Origin of the sequence: Vibrio iocasae, assembly GCF_042245395.1 — a bacterium.
GTDB classification, from domain to species: Bacteria; Pseudomonadota; Gammaproteobacteria; order Enterobacterales; family Vibrionaceae; genus Vibrio; species Vibrio iocasae.
The window spans coordinates 1652527-1675229 of sequence record NZ_CP145311.1; the positions used below are offsets into that span (position 1 = coordinate 1652527).

Consider the following 22703-nt stretch of genomic DNA (forward strand, 5'->3'; position numbering starts at 1 on the left):
TGGAATCATTTACTTATTGAGAAACGATTGATTAATCGTCGCTGTTCAGATCTTCCAGTGGAAGCCAGTTTACCTTCACCCCTGCTTGAAGAAACATGTCCTGACTGATTTGAATTTTGTCACCCCAGCGAGAGAGAAAATCGGGCTCTTGCTCTGGGCAATGTACTGCAGCAATACCGGTTTGGATTATTTTTGCAGCGCAGTTTGGACAAGGAAAATGGGTTACCCAAATATCACAGCCATTCAGGTCTCTTTTAGCGAAAAGAATGGCATTTTCTTCCGCATGTAGAGTTTTAAGATATTTCATTTCTCGTTCATCCGTCATCGCACTATCTGAGATGCCATGAGGGTAGCCATTAAAGCCAACTGAGACGATTCGATTTTGCTTGGTAATGACGGCACCAACTTGTGTTGATGGGTCTTTACTCCAGGAACCTACAAGTTCTGCCATTTGGTAAAAACGGTGGGCCCACTTAGAAATCATGTACTCTTTCCTCCGGGAAACGTTGTTCTACGGCCTATCGTAAATTATTCAGCTCAAATTCGACAGAAATATTTGCTACAGAACGTGATAAAGCCTTTTTGGACGGCCTCCGGTGTTGTAATTAAGCGCAAGCTGTATAAAGCCTTCTGATTCAAGAAATTCCAGATATCGTCTTGCGGTTACTCTGCTGACATTCATCTTTTCACCAATATCGTGAGCCGAGAAGTGAGATAGCTTTTCTTCCTTGAGAACATTTTTAAGGGTTTCCAGAGTCGTAGCATCGATCCCTTTTGGTGTCTGACGAGTGGTTTTCCTCGGTGATTTTCTTAAAATCTGGTCAATTTCACCCTGATCCACTCGGTGAGAGGTACCAAGCTGAGTACGATATTGATGAAAATCGTCCAGTGCATGCTGTACTCTGGACATTCTTATTGGTTTCACCAAATAATCCAACACACCTAAATGAACCGCCTTTTCTATTACTAAGCTGTCACGCTCCGCAGTGGTCATGATGAAATCGCAATGTGCACTTTGCTCTCTAAGCTCTCTGATAACATCCAGCCCACTTCCGTCTGGCAGAGTGATATCCACAAAAACCAGGTTAGGCTGATAAAGCTTGAACTGAAGTAGTGCTTCAGCGCAGTTTTCACTGATGGCGACAACTTCGAAATTTGGATGCTGATTGATTGTAGACTCAAGCGTGTAACTCGCTCTTACATCGTCTTCTAAAATCATTACAGTGTGTTTATTCATCATTTTCTACGGAGCTCTTGTCTAAATAGATGCTAAACAGGGTGGTTTGGTTTTCTGTTCTTTCCCAGTCGATACTTCCGTTGAAGTAATCCACCAGTTGTTTTACCAGATAAAGGCCAATGCCATTTTGTTCTGTGTCAGCCTTAGAGCTGACTCCGAACTCAAGAATCTGATCCGCGATTTCTTCTGAGATGCCAGCACCGCTATCTTCTATTTCAATGATCAGGTGGCTGCTTCTGTCACTTAAATACACCGATAACTCAGGAGATACATTGTCACGATTCTGCCACGCTGCAAGAAGTGCGTTATCCAATAGATTCCCAATCATGGTTACCAATTTTTCAGATGTGTTCTTTTTATAGCTGGACAAACTGCTATCCGCATCCAGATTGTATTTCACTCCGATATCTGAGGCTCTGTTGAATTTGGCTAAAAGTAAGCTGGCAATTGCGCTATCGGATACTGACATGACTATGCTGCCAAGCACGCGCTGATATCGGTCGGTCTCCTGTTGCACATATTCGATGGCATCATTGTAGTTTTTCGTCTGGAGCAGCCCGGATATTACATTTAGCTTATTTGAATACTCATGGGTTTTGCTTCTTAGTATTTCTGAGTAACTCTTTAAATAGCTCACTTCGCGTTCCAGTTCGTTCTTGTCTAAATCCGGGAAGAATACAATGGCGTGACCAAGAGAGCCTTTGGATGTATTAATCGGGTAGATATTTGCCTGATATTGCAGTTTACCAATGTTAAAAACGCCCTGATGAAAGTGGGTTTGATTGGCAAGTACCAGGTGGCTAAGCGGTGAAGAGTAGTAGGCTAACGGGTGATTGAGATAATCATTTTTGTCGGACGTAGACAGTGACAGAAGTTTTACCGCAGTATTATTGATGGTGGTGATGTTCATGTTTTGATCAACTGCGATCATTGCATCCCGGATGCTGTCAAAAACCATCTCATGTTCACGGAACTTGTTGACGATGTATTCTGGCTCATAATCTAAGAAGGTTCTTTTTAGCTTGTATAGGAACGCGATAATGGTGCCTACACCTAACAAGTAAACCACAACAATTAACAGGCCTATTTCGCTAAACTCTTGCAGGAGAATGCTGGCTGTTTTTGAAGACAAGTAACCGATACATATCGCGCCAATGACCTCTCCGTTCAGGCGAATAGGGGAGAAGCTACGTATAGCTTGTCCCAACGAGCCAGTATCCAGGCTGCTGTACTCTTTCCCTTCGGTTAAAGCCGGAAATATATCCTCACCGACAAAGTGCTTACCAAGCCGGTCTGGTTTGGGGTGTGTGAGGCGAAGCGCGTTCTTGTCTACGACCACAATATAAGAGGCGTCGGTACTCTTTCTTATATCTTCTACATATTCCTGTAAATCGTACGGTTCTCCACTATTTTTCGCATCAACGGCACTGATTACAACCGGGTTATGAGCCAGCACTCGGGCCAGTTCCAGACCACGCGCTTCAAACTCGTTGGTATGCGAAGCTTTAAGCATGATCAGTATCGCAGAGGTCACGATAATACCGATTGTTGAGGAGGTCGCGATAGTCGATATCGCCAGATAGCTCTTCAGTTTCATTCTGACCCTTAAATAGCCAATAAATATCATAGGTACGGTAGATGGATGAAAGTATATCTTTGCTTGAGTAGAGAAAAGTTGTTTTTCGTCAGATGTTTATCTATTTGACAGATTTATCGTTTTTGTCGTTTACAAAAGTTACAAAAGCATCAATTAGTTACATTGAATGCCCACTCAAATATCGTGGTTTTAAGAGTTGTTAGACTGCAGGCAGTGAAAATAACCTTTAAGGACTAAACATGTTGTATCTTGAGTTTCTGTTCCTCTTGCTCATGTTGTATATGGGCTCCCGTTACGGAGGTATCGGACTTGGTGTCGTTTCTGGCATAGGTCTGGTCGTCGAAGTATTCATCTTCAGAATGCCTCCAACATCACCACCAGTTACGGTGATGCTAATTATTCTTGCCGTCGTGACTTGTGCTTCCATACTGGAAGCGGCTGGTGGTTTGAAGTTTATGCTTCAGGTTGCAGAAAGAATACTGCGTAAGAATCCTAAGAACGTCACTTTAATTGCTCCTTTTGTTACTTATACCATGACATTCATGTTAGGTACGGGACACGCTGTATATTCGATTATGCCAATTATTGGCGATGTTGCGCTGAAGAATGGTATTCGTCCTGAACGTCCGATGGCTGCTGCCTCTGTGGCTTCTCAGATTGCGATAACTGCATCACCGATATCTGCGGCAGTGGTGTACTACCTTGCACAGCTTTCTAATATTCAGACGGAAATTACCTTAGTTTCTATTTTAATGGTGACAGTGCCTTCGACATTAGCAGGTACTTTCCTGATGGCACTATACAGTGTGCGTCGTGGTAAAGAGCTTAACGATGATCCTGAGTATCAGCGTCGCCTGAAAGATCCAATGTGGCGAGAGAAGATCCTGGAGACGACAAACACCACTTTGGACGAAGTACTTCCTTCTTCTGCACGTAACTCGGTACTTATCTTTATCACTGCGTTGCTTGTTATCGTAGCGGTTGCAATGCTGCCTGAACTGAGAACAATTGTTGATGGCGGTAAGCCTATTAAGATGTCAGTTATCATTCAAATGATGATGTTGGCATTTGGTGGTGTGATTTTGCTGGTAACCAAAACCGATCCACGCAAAGTGCCAGACGGTGTTGTGTTTAAGTCGGGTATGGTTGCTGCGATTGCTATCTTCGGTATCGCCTGGATGTCGGATACTTACTTTAAGTATGCGCTTCCTGAGTTTAAAGAAGGCATTATCGGCATGGTAACTGACTACCCTTGGTCATTCGCGTTTGCGCTATTTATTGTCTCTGTAGTGGTGAACTCCCAGGCAGCGACAGCTCGAATGATGTTACCTGTTGGTATCGGTCTTGGCTTAGACCCAGCACTGCTAATCGGTATTATGCCAGCAGTTTACGGTTACTTCTTTATCCCGAACTATCCTTCGGATATCGCAACAGTGAACTTCGACTCATCGGGTACGACTAAGATAGGTAAGTGGTACTTCAACCACTCGTTTATGTCGGTGGGTATAATTGGTGTTGTATCAGCTTGTATTATTGGTTATCTGTTAGGTCAGGCTATTCTGGGCTAATCAGAAACAGGGCACCAAATAAAAAGAAGGTCGCAAATTGCGACCTTCTTGTATTTAGTTGAATCTTGTTAAGCACTAATCGTGTGAGTGAGTCGTCTTCTGGCATGTTTACCAACACGCTCTATCACTTTATTAACTACTTCGTTATGCATTAAGCCTTTAAAACCCGTATAGGTACCAATTCCTGATAGTTGGTTACCTTTTACAAGATAACCTCCTCCATTTAGGAAGTTGGTGATAACGACAGCATAGTCATCTTCAAATTCTATTCGCGTAAATTTTCTAGCCATTTTCTGCCTCTTATGAGATCTAGTTTTGTTTTTTATAAACCGACATTGTTATCAATGTGTTTCATATAATATAGCACTCATATTTGATTTATCTACTACTAAAGGGGTATTTGAATGTGATCGGAGGTGTAAATGCTCAGGATTGATTTAAAAATAAACAATGTAATAGCCCTTCAATATAGAAGGGCTGGAAGTGATTACTTACCTAAATGTTTTTTTAGTATGGTCCTCTCATCATCTGTCATTTCGGTCTTGTTTAAGAACGGCATATCGGTACTCTCGACGGAGCGTGCCAGTATTCTTGGTGCCCAACGTTGAATATCTTCCCAGGTATCGAAGACTGCACCGCTAGGGGCAACAGTAAAGACATCGTCACTAGGTGAAAGGCTATGACAAGTGACACACCGTCTATTAATGATATCGGTCACTACCATCTGTCCGTCGTTACTGTGGGCGGGTTCGCTTAGCTTGCTCTGACTGACATCTGGTTTAGTGATGATTGGTTTCTCCAGGGTTGACGACCAACTAACAACACCGGCTAAAACAAACATAGCGACACAACCAGACACTAATAGAGACAGACTTTTTTGCCCTGAGTGTTTTAGATTGAAGTAATGTCTAATCCAGGCACTGATAACCATCACTAACATAGCAACTAACCAGCTGTGCGCGTGTTGATAGATCATTGGATAATGATTGCTGATCATTAAGAAGACAATTGGCAGCGTAAAGTAGTTATTGTGCGTTGAACGTCTTTTAGCCTCTAGTCCTGGAGCAGGATCTATGGTTTCTCCTGCTGCAACTTGTGCGACCAATTTCCGCTGTCCCGGAATTATCTTGTGCCAGACATTGTTGACCATGATTGACCCTATCAACACGCCCATATGGATGAATGCGCCACGACCACTAAAAGTTTGAGTGAAACCGTAGAAGAACAGAGCGCCAACCAAGACAAACGATGCAACAAACAGCCATTTGGATTGTGCAATCGGAGAACGCAATAGCAGTTCATACGCTACAACACCAAAGGCAACCCCGCCAATACCAATGCCGATAGCCTGTGGTGTGGTGAGTGCCATTATTCTCGGATCAATCAGGTAGGCCTGAGCATTGAAGTAATACATCCAGACAAGTAAAACGGTACCGGTAATCCAGGTTGCATAAGCTTCCCATTTGAACCAGTGTAATTTTTCAGGCATTTTTTCAGGGCCTACCTGATACTTGGCAACTTCGTAAAATCCTCCTCCGTGAACGGCCCACAAATCTCCTTTAATACCCTTATCTTTTTTCCATTTTGGCGGTGTCTCTAAGCTATTATCTAACCATGTAAAGTAGAAACTGGCACCAATCCACGCGATTCCACAAATTACATGGAACCATTTGATAAATAACGCAATCCATTCGTAGAGGTGTGGCCACATACTTTAACTTCCTTTGAGTAAACGAGTCTTCCATTGACATAGGTGCGTTCAATCGCACGATCATCGCTGAGTGTTGAGATAGCAAAAAGTTGCTCTTTGAGAGTTTTACAGCGGAGTAAACGCTGTTGAAGGATGGGTGACGCCATAAAATCCAGTTCGACAAAATCGGCCTCGGTACCCGGATTAAGGTTTCCTACCAGATGTTCGATACCCATTGAGGCGGCAGCACCTTGAGTGCACAGATATAAAGATTCAAAAGGATCGAGGCTGATATCTTGCAACTGACAAATTTTGTAGGCGTCCGCCTGATTAGCAAACAGGCTCAGACTTGTCCCGGCACCTACATCACTGGCCAGAGAGAGATTGATCCCATGATCTTTAGCTTTCGCGTAGTTGAATAGGCCACTGCCTAAAAATAAATTCGAAGAAGGGCAGAAGCTAATAGTTGCACCACTGGATGAGAGAACTTTGTACTCTCTTTCTTCCAGATGAATGGCGTGTCCATACAGCGCACGTTCACGTACAAGGTTGTTCTGCTCATAGACACCCAGATAATCGGGGCTATTAGGATAGAGTTCTTTAATCCATTCAACTTCCCCAAGGTTTTCACTCAGATGAGTCTGAATAAAGGTATCCGGGTGTTCATTCGCTAACTGACCTGCCAGAGCAAGTTGCTCAGGTGTGCTGGTAGGAGCAAATCTCGGTGTAACGGCATACATCGCCCGACCACTGTTGTGCCACTTTTCGATTAGCGCTTTACTTTCTCTGTAGCCAGACTCAGGAGTGTCACGAAGGTAGTCAGGACAAAAGCGGTCCATCAGCACCTTGCCGCAAATCATTCTTGCATTGATCGTTTCTGAAGCCTTAAAAAAGGCATCAACGGACTGAGGGTGTACCGTTGCAAAAACGCTCGCGGTTGTTGTGCCATGAGCCATCAACTGATTGACAAAAAACTCAGCCTGAACGTTGGCGTACTCTTCACTGGCGAACTGTTTTTCAGTCGGGAAAGTATACTCATTAAGCCAGTCGAGCAGTTGCTTTCCGTAGCTGGCAATCATTTCGATTTGAGGGAAATGAACATGGCTGTCGATCATTCCTGGTATGAGTAAGCCTTTGTGCTGCTCTACACCACCGTAGTTTAAAAGTTGTTGATTGTGAGGATGCTTAAAATAACCCGCAGCCTCACCTATGTGAGCAATTTTTCCGTTTTCCACCACTAACACGCCATCGCTAAAGTAGCTGTAGTGTTTCTCTGGTGACGATGTGGTCTTGGGGAAATGAAGAATGCTTCCTCTGTGTACTTGTCTGTCCATCTTAGCTGCCCCGATAGGTTGAATATGAGTATGGGGAAAGCAAAAGCGGAACATGGTAGTGGCGAACCTCGTCGTCGACATGAAAATGAACTTCCACCAGGGGAAAGAAGGCACTACCGTATGTCGTTTCACAATAAGGTTTGGTTAAGAACCTTAAAGTATAATTACCGTAAACCAACTCAGTGTCGTCAAAACGGACGCGGCCATCTTCGTTAGTTTCTCCGTTAGCTATTGTGTCTCTGGTCTCAAAATCGACCAGTTCTACAGGAATACCAGTAGCAGGCGTTCCCTGTGTTGTGTCCAAAATATGGCAACTTAGACTGCTCATTTATAAGCCTCCATTCGAATTTGGCTGATTTTTCTCTGTTCTACTGATGCGTTGACCAACTCAGTTGATCTTGAGTTTTGGTAGCGCTCGGTAAGAATGTTCAACATTTCCTGTGCAGATTTCCCTGTGGCACAGACGATAAAAATGAACCCATACTTTTTCAGATAGTCGTGGTTTATTGAGAGTAGCTGTTTCAGTAAGTCATCCGATGCTTCAGACACTTGTGACTGTTCCGATTCGCTCAGTGCTTTCCCTTGCGAATACTTCGCTTTTAGCGTAGTTATGTCTCCAATCATTGGGTGTCCTGCGAATGCTTCTAGCCAGTCGTCTTCCTGAAGCTGGCTGAAAGCTTTGTCAGCGGAGCTGGAGAAATCGGAAAAACAGTGAAAGGGGGCTTCTAACTGCATTGATCTGATCCATTTACGACTGGTACAGATCTGAGCGAGCTGATGTTCATCCAGACAGATGACGTTCTCTTGAGCTAAATTCATTTCGCAACCTCCTTGTTGATCGAGTGGCGAAGCTCGTTCGCTGCGATCCATCCAGCTTCACTGTTATCTGACTTACCTTCGTAGTTTTGGAAATAACCTATTAACTGTGCGGAGATTGAGACCGCCACTTGCATTGGAAGCTTGCCTTGAATGTCGGAGTGGCCAATAGGGCAAGTAAGTTGGTTAAGTAATTCAGGGCGAGTAAGCTCTTCTTCGAGCCTGAACTCGAAGCGATTTTTCTTTGCTGCGGACCCAATTAAGCCAATGAAGGGAAAGCAAGATTTTTCAAGCGCTTTAAGGGTCAACCTGTAGTCGAGGGCATGATCCTGAGTCATGACAACCAGATGAGAGGCTTCGGATATCGTATCTAAAACACACTCTGGTTCCTGATGAAACACAGTGTTGACGCCGGTATCTTTTAAAGGTTCCAGCCACTCAGCACGATTATCCACAACCGTCAAATGACAAGGCAGTTCTTTCAGTATGCTGGTCAGGGATTGGCAAACATGACCCGCACCGAAAATGACCACTCGTGGCAGGTTTGTCTGCATGTATTCAAACAGAACCTGTACAGCACCACCGCAACATTGACCCAAGTCGGCAGCAAGAGAAAACCTCTCTACCGACACATTTTGGGTAGGGTGACTAAGACCCTCACGCGCTTTTTTAATCACTTCAAACTCCAGGTTTCCACCACCCAGAGTTGCGTACTGATGTGTCGGGCTAATGACCATTTTGCTCCCGGCAGAACGGGGCACAGAACCGACATCAGCTAAAACAGTAGCAATACAATAAGGTTCACCTTGTTGCGTCAGCCATTGGCAAGCACTTAGCCAGTCTTGCTTTGGATTGCTGAACAGTTCACTTGTTTTAAATGACATCTTCAACCTCCTCAGAATCCTCTGCGCGGGTATACCCAACGCCATCGAATTGCGCAGCACAGGCGTTGAGAATCTGCTCACCTGTTGCCGGAGCCTGTAGAGCAGGGATGATCTTGTGGTCGCTGATTGAAGCGATGGCATCGTAGATGGCACACCAGACACTAATCGCGTGCATAAATGGTGGCTCACCTACTGCTTTCGAACGATAAATGCTGTGCTCTGGGTTAGCTTTATCATAAAGAGCGATGTTCATCTCTTTCGGGTAATCACCAATGGTTGGAATCTTATAATTCATTGGGCTGTTGCTAAGAAGAGCGCCATCCTTGTTCCAGACGAGCTCTTCTGTGGTTAGCCAACCCATACCCTGAATAAATGCGCCCTCTATCTGACCAATGTCTATCGCAGGGTTAAGACTGTTACCAACATCGTGAAGGATATCGACCCGATCGATTCTCATTTCTCCGGTTAGCGTATCGATAGTGACTTCCGAGCAAGATGCACCAATTGAAAAATAGAAGAATGGACGACCGCAAGACTTCTCCATGTCAAACCAGATCTTCGGTGTTTTATAGAAACCGCTTGATGACAACGACACACGAGAGAGATAAGCTTTTTGTACCAGTTCAGTCCAGTCTATTTCATCTTCGCCAAGTGCAACTTTACCGTCGATAATCTCGGGAAGATCCTCGAGCTCGTAGCTCTCTTTGGCGAACTCAAGAAGACGCGCCTTAATCGTTTTTGCTGCATTATGAGCGGCCATCCCATTCAGATCCGCCCCTGAAGAGGCCGCAGTTGGTGATGTGTTTGGAACCTTGTCAGTACGGGTAGAAGTGACCAAAACCAGAGAAATTGGGATACCGAGGGTTTGAGCAACGATTTGCTGCACTTTTGTGTGTAATCCCTGGCCCATTTCAGTACCGCCATGGGAAACTTGAACACTGCCATCGGTATAGATGTGAACCAAAGCACCGGCCTGATTGAGGTGAGTAGCCGTAAAGGAGATACCAAATTTGACTGGTGTTAATGCCAACCCTTTTTTCAGCACCATATTGGACTTATTCCAACGCTTGATTTCTTCTCTGCGTTTACGGTAATCCGCACTGCTTTCAACTTGTTTGATAACCGCTTTTATGGTGTCTGTCTGTTCCACCTCCATTCCGTAGGGTGTGATATTCTTTCCTTCGCGATAGAGGTTTCTCAGCCTTATATCCAGCGAATCGATACCAGTTTGGATACTTAAATCCTGCATTGCCTTTTCTATTGCGATCATACCTTGAGGGCCACCAAAACCGCGGAAAGCGGTATGACTTACGGTATCCGTTTGCAGTCGGTTACCGATGATGTGCGACTGTCCCAGATAGTAGGCGTTATCACTGTGGAACATCGCTCTGTCAACGATGGCTCCGGATAAGTCGGGGGAGTGACCGCAAAGGCCATTCACTTCCATCACCGCTTTTTCTATAACACCGTCTCTTGTGGCTGCGATCTGGTAGTGATTGTGGAATGGATGACGCTTACCTGTGATCGACATATCTACAGCGCGAGGAAGCCTTATTTTGACCGCTTTTCCCGTGAGCTTTGCGCCTAAACTAGCCAAACATGCCCATTGGGCAGCTTGTGACTCTTTACCTCCAAAACCACCACCCATACGACGCATATCGACAGTCACTTTGTTGAAAGGGATATCGAGTACTTCTGCTACCAGAGTTTGTACCTCTGTGGGGTGTTGGCTGGAAGTTCTTAGAAAAATACCGCCATCTTCGGTTAGCTCAGCGAGGCTTATTTGACCCTCTAGATAGAAGTGTTCCTGACCACCAACCGACATCTTTTGCTCAATAAGAACATCGGATGTTTCTAACTCAGAACGTTTAATCTCACGACCAAACTGGTTTTGTGGTAACAGATGTGGTTTGTCTTTCGCTTCTTCAAACTCTAAGGTTGCTTCACTATTGGTATAGGTGACAGTTGCCTTTTTAGCGGCTTGCCAGGCTTGGCGATGTGTCTTAGCTAGAATCAATACAATGGGTTGTTTATGAAACTTGATGTTGCCATCTGCTAACAGTGGATCGCCCTTAAAGATGGGACCAATGTCTTTTTCACCGGGAATATCGTCATAACCAATGACTTTTACTACCCCTTTTGACTTTTCCACTTCGCAAAGGTCAACCGATTGAATCGAACCTTTTGCAACGTCGCTTAGAACAACAGCACCGTGCAGACAACCTTTTGGAGCAGGGTAGTCATCGAGAAACAGCGCTTCGCCTGTTGATTGTTTCTCAGCACTCTCATGTTTGTGTGAACGACCAACAACCTGGAAATCAACATCTGTTGGTTGTGAGGTAATGTGGTTTACCTGAGTTAATCTACGCATTGTCAGTCAGCCTCGTATTTATCTGGTTACACTCAAAGTAAAAGCGTTGAATCAGGTTTTGAACGAGCCTGGTTCGATATTCCGCGCTACCACGTACATCAGAAAGAGGGTGGATGATTTTCGGTACGTGGGCTTTAACTTTATTGACTAACAATTGTGTGAAAGGGCGGCCCACTATTAGCTCTTCAAGCTCGCTAAGACGAACCGATTTGGCGGCAATACCACCCGCGGAAATAATGCATTGCTTAACGCGATTATCCGAACCCAGTGTGAAGTTAAGCGCCAGTACAACGGTCGCGATGTCGTCTTCGAAACGTTTGCTGACCTTGTAAATGGCGTGTTTTTGGTTGGGTGCCAGTTGTGGAATATGCACCGCACTGATCCATTGATCAGGTTTGATGACGGTTTCCCGGTAACCCGTGATGTAGTCTTCAGGGGCATACAGGCGTTTTTCTGTGCCGTTATCCACCTCTATTTTTCCGTTCAGGCTAATTAATAACGGTGCTATATCGCCTATTGGTGAGGCGTGACCTAAGCTACCTCCAAGAGTTGCGCGATTTCGAATCGTCAGGCTACCCAGACGTTCAATCACTTCATCCGTCGAAGGGAACTGTTTACGCATAAACTCGTGGATTTTATACAAGGGGACTGAAGCACCAAGTCGCCAACCTGATTTAGTTCTAGTGATCTCCAGAAGATCTTGTACTTCGGAAAGATCTATGAGCTGTTTTACATCGTTGAGCTGCTGAGTTATCTCTAGCGCAAGGTCAGTACCGCCTGCGATCATGGTGGCGTCGGGCATAGATTTTTTGGCCTCAGCCAGCTCTTTGCGGTTTGTTGGCTTGAGGTAGTTCAGTGTTTCTTGCTTGTCACAACCTGATATCCAGTTTTTGACTTTTTCTTCATCTGGTTGTGCTGGATCCCAGTATTCGATGCCTGCGAGTTCTTCTGCCGCTTCAATGAGCGGTCCGTACCCTGTGCAGCGGCACAAGTTGCCTGCCAGAAAATCGATGGGTTTCTCTGGTTTTTTGCTTTGCTTAGATAAGGCATAAAGCGACATAACAAAGCCCGGAGTGCAAAATCCGCATTGAGTACCGTGTTTTTTTACTACGGCTTTTTGGACAGGGTGGAGCTCTGCGCTGTTCTTTAATTGTTCCACGGTAATAATCTGCTTACCGTGGAGCGCATTCAGTGGGGTGATGCAGGCGTTTATTTGGCGGTAACGAAGTGTGTCGGCCTCATCCGTGTCCACCATTACTACAGTACATGCACCGCAATCACCGCTGGCGCACCCCTCTTTTGTCCCTGTCATCCCCTGCTGTTCACGCAAATAGTTGAGTAGCATTGCGCCGGGCGTGGCATGCTCTATTTCTACTATTTCGTCATTGATCATCAGTTCTAACATCTACTTCCTCTATTATTATATTTGTTAGTTACGTTCTTTTAAGTATAGGTGTTAATTAAACTTGTCCATGTGGTCAGGTATTGGTTTAAAAAAAGACTCGCTGAGCTGTTGAGTGCACAGCGAGTCGTGATGATTAGTCGTTAATTTGGAATGGTTGCTTCGATGCCTTCTACGTACCAATTGATACCGGCCAGCTCTGCATCTGTCATTGTATGACCTGCAGCGATCACTTCTTTACCAGCGTTATCTTTTAGAGGGCCGGTAAAGGGATGAAAGGCGCCAGATTTGATTTTTTCGTGTGTTGATGTGATCGCCTCTTTCAAATCTTCAGGAAGGCTTGGGTTGACTGACACGATTTGAAGAATGTCATCTTTAAATCCACCCCAGTAGTCTTCTGGTTTCCAGTTTTTATCCATTACTTCTTGTACTGTGCGGATATAGTGTGGTGACCAGACATCACGTACTGAGAACATGTGCGAGTTCGGTGCGAAATGGCTCATATCTGACGCCTGACCGATTCCCATCACACCACGTTTTTCAGCCGCGATTAGAGGAGCAGGACTATCGGTATGCTGTAAAATAATATCTACACCCTGATCCATTAAGGCGTTGGCAGCATCTGACTCTTTGCCTGGGTCGTACCATGTATTCACCCAGACAATCTTGATTTTCACATCTGGATTTACGCTTTTAGCGCCAAGATATACAGAGTTAATATCGCGAATCACCTCAGGAATCGGGAACGAGGCAATATATCCAATCGTGTTGGTCTTGGTCGCCATGCCAGCGGCTACACCCGAAACATAGCGTCCTTCATAGGTACGCAGAATATAGGTAGAGACGTTTTTGGAACGCTTATATCCTGTCGCGTGTTCAAATTTAACTTTAGGGAAACGTTTCGCGGCTTTAAGCGTTGGGTTCATAAAACCAAAAGAAGTTGTGAATATCACATCGTGACCTGATTTTGCGAGCTGAGTGATCACACGTTCAGCATCTGCACCTTCTGGTACATTTTCTACGAAAGTCGTTTCCACTTTTCCTTTAAAGTGTTGCTCCATTTCAATTCGACCCTGATCGTGCTCATAGCTCCACCCATGGTCGCCTACCGGACCAACATAGACGAAACCCACCTTCATAGGATCGTCGGCCATTACTTCGGTTGAAAACAGTGCGGATGCGGTAATCCCCGCAGTTGCCATCCATCTTTTTAATGTCATGAAAATCTCCATATTGTTGTGCTTATACTTCCTTTGAGCTGAGAAGCTTCTATAGCGTTATTGCAAAAACCTGACCAATTGGTCGTGTTTTTTGAAAAATGTATGCCGTAAGCGGCAAGCCCTTTATTAGCAGGGGTTACAGAGGTATAGGAAATGTCATATGTGGACGTTAGTGACAAAGAGAAGATGGTTAGAAGAGAGGAGATGAGCAGATTAGGTGCGTTAACACAATGTAAACGCACCGTTATGATGCATGGTGGGTTTTATATCAATGGACTTTTGGATCGAATGGCTTCGAAAGGCTCATCGGTGTAGCGAGCTTTTGTTTTAGAGAGTTCGAGCTGATTATCACCATGACCGCAATCGTCGCGACATAGGGAGTCATCGCCAATAAATTAGGTGAAATATCGAATCCAAAGCCTTGCATCACCAAGTGAAGTATTGAGGCAAAGCCAAACAGATAAGCACCTAACATCAGATACCCAATACGCCAGGATGCAAAGACAACCAGAGCAAGGGCAATCCACCCGCGACCAGCGGTCATATTTTCCATCCACATTGGGGTATAGGCCAAGGACATGTATGCACCGGCAATACCTGCCATTGCACCGCCAAACATCGTCGCCAGAAAGCGAACTTTTATTACCTTGATACCAAGTGCGTTTGCAGAATGTGGATTCTCACCAACGGCTCTAATGGTGAGGCCGATGCGAGTCTTTTGCATTACCCACCAGGCAACACCAGCGATAACAAAGCTAAGATACACTAAGATGTCCTGATTAAAGAGCAGTGGCCCTAAAAAGGGTATGTCGCTTAAAACGGGGATCTCAATAGGTGTAAACCCAGAGATTGTAGAGCCAACAAGGTCTCCACCCAGAAAAGAGCTTAAACCAGTACCAAAAATAGTAAGAGCCAGCCCGGTAGCGACCTGATTGGTATTCAGGTTGAGTGCTAATGCACCAAATAACGAAGCCATCAGAACACCCGCAATAATCGCAAAACAGATACCGACAAACAGGCTGCCACTATAAAATGCACCCGCAAAACCTGCCATCGCACCCATCAGCATCATGCCTTCCTGGCCCAAGTTCAAAACGCCTGATTTTTCGCAAATAAGTTCTCCCAGCGCTATCAATAAAAGGGGCGTACCCGTTTTTAATGCCGCGATAAGTATTTGTTGAATTAATAGAGCATCCATTACGCGACTCCTTCTGGCGCTTGATCGAGTTTTTCTTTTTGTGATTTTTCTTTCTGGGTTTCAAACTCCCGTTCTGCTTTTTTTCTTGAACGTCTGGGTGCCACTTTTATTTGGTAAAAAATGAGGAAATCGCAAGCCAATAGGAAGAAGAGCAGAGTTCCCTGAAACAATCCGGTAATGGCTGTTGGTAATCCGAGTTCTATCTGAGCGAGATCACTTCCCATGTAAAGTGTGCCCATAAACAGCGCTGAAATGATGATGCCGATGGGGTTCAATCTACCGAGGTAAGCCACAATGATGGCAGCGTAGCCATACCCGGGCGAAACCGAAGGAATTAATTGACCTATTGGTCCGGTCACTTCGGAAGCTCCCGCAAATCCAGCCAAAGCGCCGGCAAACAACATGACTCCCCAAACAACTTTGTGACTGCTAAACCCAGCATATCTCGCGGCTGCCTGATCTTCTCCGTACGCTCTTAACTTGAATCCAGGAAGCGTTTTGAATAGTGCGATACCAGAAAATATAGCCAACAACACCGCAATAAGGATGCTCACAGTTGCCCGTCCTTCATCCTGAATCGTGGGTAATAACACGGAATCTGCGAACATGACTGATTCTGGAAATCCGAATCCTTGTGGGTCAGCAAGAGGACCATGTACCGCCCATAACAGCGTGTATAGTCCAATATAGTTAAGCATGATGGTGCTGAGTATGATGTTGGTATTAAATACTCTATCCAGTAATGTCGGAATAGCAGACCACGCCATGCCAGCGAAAACCCCTGCAAGGATAGCTGAGTAAAGCATAGAGTTAGAGCTGCTTTCGTTGGCTTGCACAGCGATAGCGCTGGCCGCCACAGCTCCAACCAACAGTTGGCCTTCCACGCCTATATTCCAGATATTCGCCCTGTAGCAAAGAGCCAGCCCGGTAGCGCATAGTAGAAGTGGTGTCGCTTTAACCATAAGCTCACCCAGGTTGTAGGCGTCGCTTACTGGCTGAATGATAAACACCTCGAAGGCTTTTATAGGGCTTACATCAAGGGATATAAACATCAGACTTGAAACGATCATGGTTAAAATGATCGCAACTATTGGTGAAAGCCACGCCATCTGTTTTGAGCTCTCTATCCTAGGTTGGACTTTAAGCATTGGCGGTCTCCTTGTGCTCGACAAATCCTCCGGCAATCCATTTGCCGATTTGCTCGATATTGGTTTTTTCTGTTTCAACAATAGGGGCGACTTGGCCCTCATATAGTGCCGTGATGCGATCGCATATGACGAATAACTCGTCGATATCTTCAGAAATAACGAGTACCGCAGCACCGGCATCTCGAAGTGCGATTAACTGCCTATGAATTGCACTGGCTGCACCGATATCGACTCCCCAGGTTGGATGTGCACAGATAAGCACTTGTGGTGTTTGCTCAACCTCTCGACCGATAATAAATTTCTGCAGATTCCCACCGGAAAGGCTTTTTGCCTGAGATAACTGGTTGTGACATTTGACCTTGTTGTCGGAGATGATCTGGTCGGCAAGTTCAGACAATTTTTTTGCCATAATAAATCCATGTCGAACCAGAGAACCAGAGTTGGTCAATAGTGTGTTTTCTCTTAGACTCATTTCAGGTACTGCGCCCTGACCAAGCCGATCAGCGGGCACATAGGCCATACCTAGTTTGCGCCTTTGTCCTGCATCAAGAGATCCAATCGGAATATCGTTGAAAGTAATGTTTGCGTTATCAGCTCTGGTATCTTCTCCACTCAGAGCTTCCAGAAGATCTTCTTGACCGTTGCCAGCCACACCCGCTACCCCCAATATTTCCCCGGCTCGCAACTGCAAGTTGACTTCGGTTAGTCCACAACCGAAAGGATGAGTAGGGGATAGCGATAAAGAATGGGTTTCAAAAATAATCTCTTCACCAAGCTTTTTAACATAACTTTCTGAAAGTTCCGCGTCGCTACCAACCATCATTCTGGCGATGGAGTCTGGTGTTTCTTCTGCTGGAGTACATTCACCCGTCACGACGCCACCTCTGAGTATCACTGCGCGGTCACATAACTCGGTAACTTCTTTTAACTTGTGACTGATAAACATGATGGCGCAGCCTTCGGAAGATAACTTTTTAAGAACGCGAAAAAGCCCCGAGACTTCCTGAGGAGTCAGGACAGAAGTAGGTTCATCCAATATAAGCAACTTGACTTCCTGAATCAGGCATCGGAGGATTTCAACTCTTTGTCTTTCACCGATACTCAGGCTGTGAACATATCGGTCGGGATCCACGTGGAGATCGTACTTTTTACTGATGTCTATGATTGACTGTCGTAGGTCATCCAGCTGCTCTACAAACGATTTATCCAATCCCAGTTCAATATTTTCCTTGACGGTGAGGGTTTCAAAAACGGAGAAGTGTTGGAACACCATACCGATCCCCATGTGACGGGCCTGGTTTGGAGAGAGGATATCGACTTCACGATTATTCCAAAGTATGGCGCCTTTATCCGGGTGGTTAACTCCGTAAATCATTTTTACAAGTGTTGATTTTCCCGCGCCGTTCTCACCGAGTAAAGCCAGTATTTCTCCCTCGCTTAGCTTCAGGTTTACGTTGTCATTTGCGATAACACCGGGATATATCTTGCTGACATTCCAGAGTTCTAAAAGAGGTGGTTTTGTCATGTTGAGCTCATTCCTTTGCTTTATTCCTTCTTGTAATAAAAACTACTAATGCAATAACCTGACCAACTGTTCAACAATTGGAAGTGCTTGCTATCTGCTTATTTTGGCGAGGAAAGTTGCGCCTGTAGCACGGATAAATATGGTGCAACGGCACCATGATGGTGCGCGAAATGTTAAATTTATGTGCTTGACACGGCAGTAGAAAGTAAGGAATAAAATAGAAAGGAAGGAATTAACTACAAATGGACTAACACTATGTCAGAAATTAGGGAAAAGCCTGCAACATCGACGGGCGATGATGTACGTCAGGGAGCAATTAGAAAGAAAAATCAAAAGCTTATCCTATCTGCTGCTGCAGATGAGTTCGTGAAACACGGATTCAAAGGAACTTCTGTACAAGCCATTGCCGATAGAGTAAGCCTTCCCAAGGCGAATATTCTCTATTACTTCAAGTCTAAAACTGGCCTATACAAAGCGTTATTGAGTGACATTCTGGATATGTGGAATGAAGGTTTTTCCGATTCTAATTCGAGCCGGGAACCCGCTGATGTAATACAAAACTATATTATAGAGAAAATGCGCTACAGCCGTTCTCATCCAAAGGAATCAAAGATTTTTGCGATGGAGATTATTCAGGGTGCTCCCATCATCAGAGACGTTATTGAACGCCCTATGATTGGCTGGACCAGAGAAAAATCTAACGTGATTAAAACGTGGATTGAACAGGGCCAACTTAAGCCAATTGAACCGCTCTATTTGCTGTTTATGATTTGGGGTACGACACAGTTTTATGCTGACTTTGATACCGAAATAGCACTACTAAAGGGAAAACCTTTAACGGACGAAGAGTTTTTAGATGCGCAAGAATTTACGGTAAATACCATTCTGAGAGGGCTGAATCTGGTTTAAAAAGGCAGAAACCTGAACAGTTGGTCAGATTTTTGCTTAACAAAAAATATTCTAATTATTAACATAAGTAAAAGTCGTCTAACAAGGATAGTGAATGACTAAAGAATATCCCCGTGACCTGATTGGATATGGTGAGAATCCGCCAAACCCATACTGGCCTCGAAAATCGCGCATCGCATTGCAGTTTGTTGTGAACTACGAAGAAGGTGGTGAAAACTGCGTGTTGCATGGTGATGGTGGCTCAGAGCAGTTTTTGTCTGAGATCGTAGGCGCTGAATCCTATCAGGATAGACACTTAAGTATGGAGTCGATATACGAGTACGGAAGTCGTTCTGGTTTTTGGCGTTTACATAGACTCTTCAACGAACACGATATCCCGGTGACTGTTTTTGGCGTTGCTACCGCTTTAGAGAAGCACCCCGGTGCGGTAAAAGCGATGTTGGACTCAAACTGGGAAATTGCAAGCCATGGCCTGAGATGGATTCACTATCAGCACTTTACTGAAGAGCAGGAGCGAGAACATATTGAGCAGGCGATAGCAATACATGAAAGGGTAACGGGCTCAAAACCCAGAGGTTGGTATACGGGGCGAACAAGTCCTCATACGTTAAAGTTGATCGCAGAACGCGACGACATACTTTATTGTGCTGATAGTTATTCTGATGACTTGCCGTACAGGGAGACCCATTATTCAAAGCCTCTTCTGATGGTCCCGTACACTCTCGATACAAATGATATGCGCTTTGCTACGCCTCAGGGTTTTAACAGCGGTGAACAGTTCTTTCAGTATCTAAAAGATGCTTTTGATGAGCTATACCGAGAGGGTGCTACTCAGCCAAAGATGCTGAGTATTGGTTTGCATTGCCGATTAGTCGGACGTCCTGCAAGGCTGGCTGCATTGCGTAGATTTATTGAATACACCAAACAATACGATGATGTCTGGTATGCAACACGCGAGCAAATAGCCGAGCATTGGCTGGATCTTGAGAGTGGTGTGGCTGATGGACTGGTAACGCAAAAACCGGATGTCTGTGATATTCGCGATGTAAACACTAAAAAGAATCACGGACTTCTTAATGGCATTAAGCTTTCTGTGAAAGATCTTTTTGATGTAAAAGGTTACAAAACAGGGACTGGTATACCGGCATGGAGAGATTCAGCGCCGTTAGCCAGTGAACACGCAAAGGCGGTCTCTTTGTTGTTAGAAGATGGGGCTTACCTCACCAGTAAAACGCAGCTAGACGAACTTGCTTACTCATTAGGCGGGATAAACTCCCACTATGGGGTATCGAGAAACCCCTTTGACTCCAGACGCGTAAGCGGTGGCTCGAGTTCAGGTGCTGCGGTTTCTGTTTCAAACAGTGCGTCAGATATTGGGCTGGCAACCGATACTGGGGGCTCTATCCGAGTTCCGGCTAGTTACTGTGGCTTGTATGGAATGCGTCCTACCTATGGCAGGGTCCCTGTGGAAGGGTTGGTGCCATTGGCTCCCCGTTTTGATACTGCGGGTATGCTAACTAGGGATCTTAAGTTGATGAAAGGCGCGTTCAATGCTCTGTTTGCAGAAGAGAAAAGCAGAGAAGCGAAAACGGATGTAACTACCTTGCTTTGGTGCGAGGTGCTCTGGGAAGGTGTGGAACCGAAAGCAAAGCAGTATGCAAAAGCACTGTATGAAAGTTATCAGGGAAATAAAGCAACGATAAGTGATCCTGTTTTGGATGCCGATAAGAGAAGGGAATGTTTTTCGGTCTTGCAGGCACAGTCCATTTGGCGCACTCATGGTGATTGGTTAGAGGGGGCGATTTCAGGTTTTGGTAAAGATATTCAGACTCGTCTTGAGTGGGGAAGATCGTTATCTCCGGCTGATATCGCCAAAGCAGAGGAACTCTATCAACAGTGGCAATCGACAAAAGAACAATGGATTCCAAAAGATTCGGTTCTTTTAATGCCAACGGTTCCGGGTGTAGCACCTATGATTAATTCAAAGGGCAATGAGTTGGTAGAGCAGAGAAACGTGCTATTAGGGCTCACATCTATCGCGGGATTGAGTGGCTGGCCTCAACTTCAATGTCCAGCTATCACTGTTGACGGTCTTCCTGTGGGTATTAGCTTCCTTGGACGGGAAAACAGTGACATACAAATAATAAAGTTCGCACAAGAAGTGCTTAGAGACGTGTAACTACGGCTCATTGAACGAGAATAGAAGGAATTAACATGTCATATCAAGCTGCGGTTACATCTCCTCATCATTTGGCATCTAAAGCCGGAGAGGCCATTTTAAATCAAGGTGGAAATGCGATAGAAGCCTGTATCGCGATAGCAAGTACTTTAACGGTGGTTTACCCCCACATGACCAGTTTAGGTGGCGATGGTTTCTGGTTGATACATAAACCGGGAGTAAAACCTTTAGCTTTGAATGCGGCAGGTAAGTCTGCAAGAGATTTACGTCGAATGGGCTTTGGTGAACATCTGCGTGGCCCCAATGTTGCACTGACGACTGCGGGTGTTGTATCGGGTTGGGAAGAAGCGCTTAAGAAGTATCCGGGGAAGCTTTCTTTGGCAGATATTTTTTCACCAGCGATTAAACACGCTTCAGAGGGATTTGAGGTGACTGAAACCCTTCACAATGCGATGGTAAAACTGAAAGAAGAGTATCCAAATCACGATTTTTCATCGGTGTTTCTGAATGGCGATGAACCTTATGAGGTAGGAGCGACATTAAGGCTGAATGCTTTGGCCGATACGTATCGCAAGCTGGCAGAAAACGGGCTTAATGACTGGACCACAGGTGACCTGGCCCATGAAAATGCCACTTATCTGGCGAAGCAGGGAAGTCCGATATTGTTCGAAGATTTGGAAGATACCGTCGCGAAATGGTGTGAGCCGTTATCCTGCAATACTCAATGGGGAAAATTCTATAACTTCGGAGCGCCGACACAAGGTGGCGCCTCATTAAATATTATCGCTCTGTTGAACAAGTATATTCTGGAGGCCGACAAGCCAAACGAGTATTGGAAAACCGAAGAAGGCGAGGAACAGGTTCTTCATTTATTGGTCGAAGCAGTAAAAGTGGCCTTCAATTGGCGCAACGAATTTCTATGTGATTCTCCTGAGTGCTCGCAAGAAATGCAGGATCGTTTGACCGAAGAGTCGATTGCTACCCAATTTAGCTCTATTAACGAACAGGCGACTGAATGGCCAAATCCAGGACCGATAGGTGACACCGTTTGGATGGGTGTTGTTGATAGTGATGGACTGGCGGTTAGCTATATTCAGAGCATCTACTGGGAGTTCGGTTCTGGCGTCGTTAACCCTGACACTGGTGTGGTGTGGAATAACCGTTGTTTAGGGTTCAACACTGACCCAGAACATCCGAACCATCTTGCACCTATGCATCAACCTATGCACACCTTAAACCCCCCAATGGCATTGTTGAGTGATGGTGACAGGTTGTTATACGGAACCATGGGCGGAGAAGGACAACCTCAAACTCAAGCAGCGATAATATGGCGCTATCTGGTTCAGAAAAAAGAGTTGTCAGAATCGATTGCGAACCCTAGATGGTTGTTAGGTAAAACATGGGGCAAGTCGAGTGAAAACTTAAAACTTGAGGCTTCGTTATTCGATAAACATGGGAAGAAAATGCAGACGCGGGGGCATGATGTTGTATCTGCACCTGAGTACGCAGAATTTTTTGGTCATGCTGGTGGTATTCATATCAATAATCAGTGCTCAACCGCAGCCAGTGATCCAAGAAGTGATGGTGAAGCCATCGTCTTAAAATCATAAAAATAATTAAATAAG

Annotated in this window: 19 protein-coding genes and 1 pseudogene; 5 read left to right on the forward strand and 15 right to left on the reverse strand. The window is 45.1% G+C overall.

All coding sequences use genetic code 11. The annotated features are described in order from the left end of the window. Window positions 1–31: 31 nt before the first annotated feature. The 3 genes from SNR28_RS17375 to SNR28_RS17385 form a co-directional block, all read right to left on the reverse strand. Window positions 32–484 carry a dCMP deaminase family protein gene (locus SNR28_RS17375; RefSeq protein WP_375753922.1) on the reverse strand — a complete coding sequence of 151 codons (453 nt, stop codon included), beginning with the start codon at window positions 482–484 and terminating at the stop codon, window positions 32–34. A 75-nt stretch (window positions 485–559) separates the two neighbouring features. Further along, on the reverse strand, window positions 560–1240 hold the full coding sequence (locus tag SNR28_RS17380) for a response regulator (protein ID WP_375753923.1): 681 nt from the start codon (window positions 1238–1240) through the stop codon (window positions 560–562). After that, window positions 1230–2834: an ATP-binding protein gene (locus SNR28_RS17385; RefSeq protein WP_375753924.1), complete on the reverse strand. Its 1605-nt coding sequence runs from the start codon at window positions 2832–2834 to the stop codon at window positions 1230–1232. Before SNR28_RS17385 ends, SNR28_RS17380 begins: the two co-directional genes overlap by 11 nt. A 239-nt stretch (window positions 2835–3073) precedes the next feature. On the opposite strand from SNR28_RS17385, the gene SNR28_RS17390 reads away from it, so the two are divergent. Beyond that, window positions 3074–4402, forward strand: coding sequence for an anaerobic C4-dicarboxylate transporter (locus SNR28_RS17390; protein WP_375753925.1), 1329 nt, complete (start codon window positions 3074–3076; stop codon window positions 4400–4402). Between the two features lie 68 nt (window positions 4403–4470). On the opposite strand, the gene SNR28_RS17395 is transcribed toward SNR28_RS17390, so the two are convergent. The 12 genes from SNR28_RS17395 to SNR28_RS17450 all read right to left on the reverse strand — a co-directional run bounded on the left by SNR28_RS17395 (window position 4471) and on the right by SNR28_RS17450 (window position 17990). After that, a complete protein-coding gene (locus SNR28_RS17395; RefSeq protein ID WP_375753926.1) occupies window positions 4471–4692 on the reverse strand; it encodes a hypothetical protein in 222 nt (73 codons plus the stop codon). A gap of 197 nt (window positions 4693–4889) precedes the next feature. Further along, a complete protein-coding gene (locus SNR28_RS17400) occupies window positions 4890–6113 on the reverse strand; it encodes a urate hydroxylase PuuD (protein ID WP_375753927.1) in 1224 nt (407 codons plus the stop codon). After that, complete coding sequence (gene guaD / locus SNR28_RS17405) at window positions 6059–7426, reverse strand: guanine deaminase (RefSeq protein ID WP_375753928.1); 1368 nt, start codon at window positions 7424–7426, stop codon at window positions 6059–6061. Before guaD ends, SNR28_RS17400 begins: the two co-directional genes overlap by 55 nt. 1 nt (window position 7427) lies before the next feature. Further along, window positions 7428–7754: a hydroxyisourate hydrolase gene (uraH, locus tag SNR28_RS17410; protein ID WP_375753929.1), complete on the reverse strand. Its 327-nt coding sequence runs from the start codon at window positions 7752–7754 to the stop codon at window positions 7428–7430. After that, the gene (locus SNR28_RS17415) at window positions 7751–8245 is read right to left on the reverse strand and encodes a 2-oxo-4-hydroxy-4-carboxy-5-ureidoimidazoline decarboxylase (protein ID WP_375753930.1); all 495 of its coding nucleotides are present in this window, start codon (window positions 8243–8245) and stop codon (window positions 7751–7753) included. The genes uraH and SNR28_RS17415 overlap by 4 nt, the downstream gene beginning before the upstream one ends. Continuing rightward, the gene (xdhC, locus tag SNR28_RS17420) at window positions 8242–9126 is read right to left on the reverse strand and encodes a xanthine dehydrogenase accessory protein XdhC (RefSeq protein ID WP_375753931.1); all 885 of its coding nucleotides are present in this window, start codon (window positions 9124–9126) and stop codon (window positions 8242–8244) included. The genes SNR28_RS17415 and xdhC overlap by 4 nt, the downstream gene beginning before the upstream one ends. Further along, window positions 9116–11497: a xanthine dehydrogenase molybdopterin binding subunit gene (xdhB, locus tag SNR28_RS17425; protein ID WP_375753932.1), complete on the reverse strand. Its 2382-nt coding sequence runs from the start codon at window positions 11495–11497 to the stop codon at window positions 9116–9118. Before xdhB ends, xdhC begins: the two co-directional genes overlap by 11 nt. Beyond that, window positions 11490–12902 carry a xanthine dehydrogenase small subunit gene (xdhA, locus tag SNR28_RS17430; protein ID WP_375753933.1) on the reverse strand — a complete coding sequence of 471 codons (1413 nt, stop codon included), beginning with the start codon at window positions 12900–12902 and terminating at the stop codon, window positions 11490–11492. Before xdhA ends, xdhB begins: the two co-directional genes overlap by 8 nt. A gap of 140 nt (window positions 12903–13042) precedes the next feature. Next, a complete protein-coding gene (locus tag SNR28_RS17435; RefSeq protein WP_375753934.1) occupies window positions 13043–14119 on the reverse strand; it encodes a BMP family ABC transporter substrate-binding protein in 1077 nt (358 codons plus the stop codon). Between the two features lie 268 nt (window positions 14120–14387). Then, on the reverse strand, window positions 14388–15317 hold the full coding sequence (locus SNR28_RS17440) for an ABC transporter permease (RefSeq protein ID WP_375753935.1): 930 nt from the start codon (window positions 15315–15317) through the stop codon (window positions 14388–14390). Next, window positions 15317–16465 (reverse strand): ABC transporter permease, encoded by a 1149-nt coding sequence (locus tag SNR28_RS17445; RefSeq protein ID WP_375753936.1) that lies wholly within the window; start codon window positions 16463–16465, stop codon window positions 15317–15319. Before SNR28_RS17445 ends, SNR28_RS17440 begins: the two co-directional genes overlap by 1 nt. Continuing rightward, on the reverse strand, window positions 16458–17990 hold the full coding sequence (locus tag SNR28_RS17450; RefSeq protein WP_375753937.1) for an ABC transporter ATP-binding protein: 1533 nt from the start codon (window positions 17988–17990) through the stop codon (window positions 16458–16460). The genes SNR28_RS17445 and SNR28_RS17450 overlap by 8 nt, the downstream gene beginning before the upstream one ends. 255 nt (window positions 17991–18245) lie before the next feature. Here SNR28_RS17450 and SNR28_RS17455 point away from each other — a divergent pair, with 255 nt between their 5' ends. From SNR28_RS17455 to SNR28_RS17470, 4 genes and pseudogenes are all read left to right on the forward strand, one after another. Continuing rightward, a complete protein-coding gene (locus tag SNR28_RS17455; protein WP_375753938.1) occupies window positions 18246–18899 on the forward strand; it encodes a TetR family transcriptional regulator C-terminal domain-containing protein in 654 nt (217 codons plus the stop codon). A gap of 94 nt (window positions 18900–18993) precedes the next feature. Then, window positions 18994–19875: pseudogene (puuE, locus tag SNR28_RS17460) on the forward strand (allantoinase PuuE); the annotation flags it as partial. Between the two features lie 18 nt (window positions 19876–19893). Next, a complete protein-coding gene (locus tag SNR28_RS17465) occupies window positions 19894–21078 on the forward strand; it encodes an amidase family protein (RefSeq protein WP_375754112.1) in 1185 nt (394 codons plus the stop codon). A gap of 35 nt (window positions 21079–21113) precedes the next feature. Next, window positions 21114–22688 carry a gamma-glutamyltransferase family protein gene (locus SNR28_RS17470; protein WP_375753939.1) on the forward strand — a complete coding sequence of 525 codons (1575 nt, stop codon included), beginning with the start codon at window positions 21114–21116 and terminating at the stop codon, window positions 22686–22688. The last annotated feature ends 15 nt before the right edge of the window (window positions 22689–22703 follow it).

Bases quoted from the DNA above. Each gene is read 5' to 3' on its own strand.
- xdhA (WP_375753933.1), bottom strand. From the start codon at position 12,902: ATGTTAGAACTGATGATCAATGACGAAATAGTAGAAATAGAGCATGCC.
- SNR28_RS17395 (WP_375753926.1), bottom strand. From the start codon at position 4,692: ATGGCTAGAAAATTTACGCGAATAGAATTTGAAGATGACTATGCTGTC.
- xdhC (WP_375753931.1), bottom strand. From the start codon at position 9,126: ATGTCATTTAAAACAAGTGAACTGTTCAGCAATCCAAAGCAAGACTGG.
- uraH (WP_375753929.1), bottom strand. From the start codon at position 7,754: ATGAGCAGTCTAAGTTGCCATATTTTGGACACAACACAGGGAACGCCT.
- SNR28_RS17435 (WP_375753934.1), bottom strand. From the start codon at position 14,119: ATGACATTAAAAAGATGGATGGCAACTGCGGGGATTACCGCATCCGCA.
- SNR28_RS17440 (WP_375753935.1), bottom strand. From the start codon at position 15,317: ATGGATGCTCTATTAATTCAACAAATACTTATCGCGGCATTAAAAACG.
- guaD (WP_375753928.1), bottom strand. From the start codon at position 7,426: ATGGACAGACAAGTACACAGAGGAAGCATTCTTCATTTCCCCAAGACC.
- SNR28_RS17375 (WP_375753922.1), bottom strand. From the start codon at position 484: ATGATTTCTAAGTGGGCCCACCGTTTTTACCAAATGGCAGAACTTGTA.
- SNR28_RS17455 (WP_375753938.1), top strand. From the start codon at position 18,246: ATGTCAGAAATTAGGGAAAAGCCTGCAACATCGACGGGCGATGATGTA.
- SNR28_RS17445 (WP_375753936.1), bottom strand. From the start codon at position 16,465: ATGCTTAAAGTCCAACCTAGGATAGAGAGCTCAAAACAGATGGCGTGG.
- SNR28_RS17450 (WP_375753937.1), bottom strand. From the start codon at position 17,990: ATGACAAAACCACCTCTTTTAGAACTCTGGAATGTCAGCAAGATATAT.
- SNR28_RS17380 (WP_375753923.1), bottom strand. From the start codon at position 1,240: ATGATGAATAAACACACTGTAATGATTTTAGAAGACGATGTAAGAGCG.
- SNR28_RS17415 (WP_375753930.1), bottom strand. From the start codon at position 8,245: ATGAATTTAGCTCAAGAGAACGTCATCTGTCTGGATGAACATCAGCTC.
- SNR28_RS17385 (WP_375753924.1), bottom strand. From the start codon at position 2,834: ATGAAACTGAAGAGCTATCTGGCGATATCGACTATCGCGACCTCCTCA.
- SNR28_RS17470 (WP_375753939.1), top strand. From the start codon at position 21,114: ATGTCATATCAAGCTGCGGTTACATCTCCTCATCATTTGGCATCTAAA.
- SNR28_RS17400 (WP_375753927.1), bottom strand. From the start codon at position 6,113: ATGTGGCCACACCTCTACGAATGGATTGCGTTATTTATCAAATGGTTC.
- SNR28_RS17390 (WP_375753925.1), top strand. From the start codon at position 3,074: ATGTTGTATCTTGAGTTTCTGTTCCTCTTGCTCATGTTGTATATGGGC.
- xdhB (WP_375753932.1), bottom strand. From the start codon at position 11,497: ATGCGTAGATTAACTCAGGTAAACCACATTACCTCACAACCAACAGAT.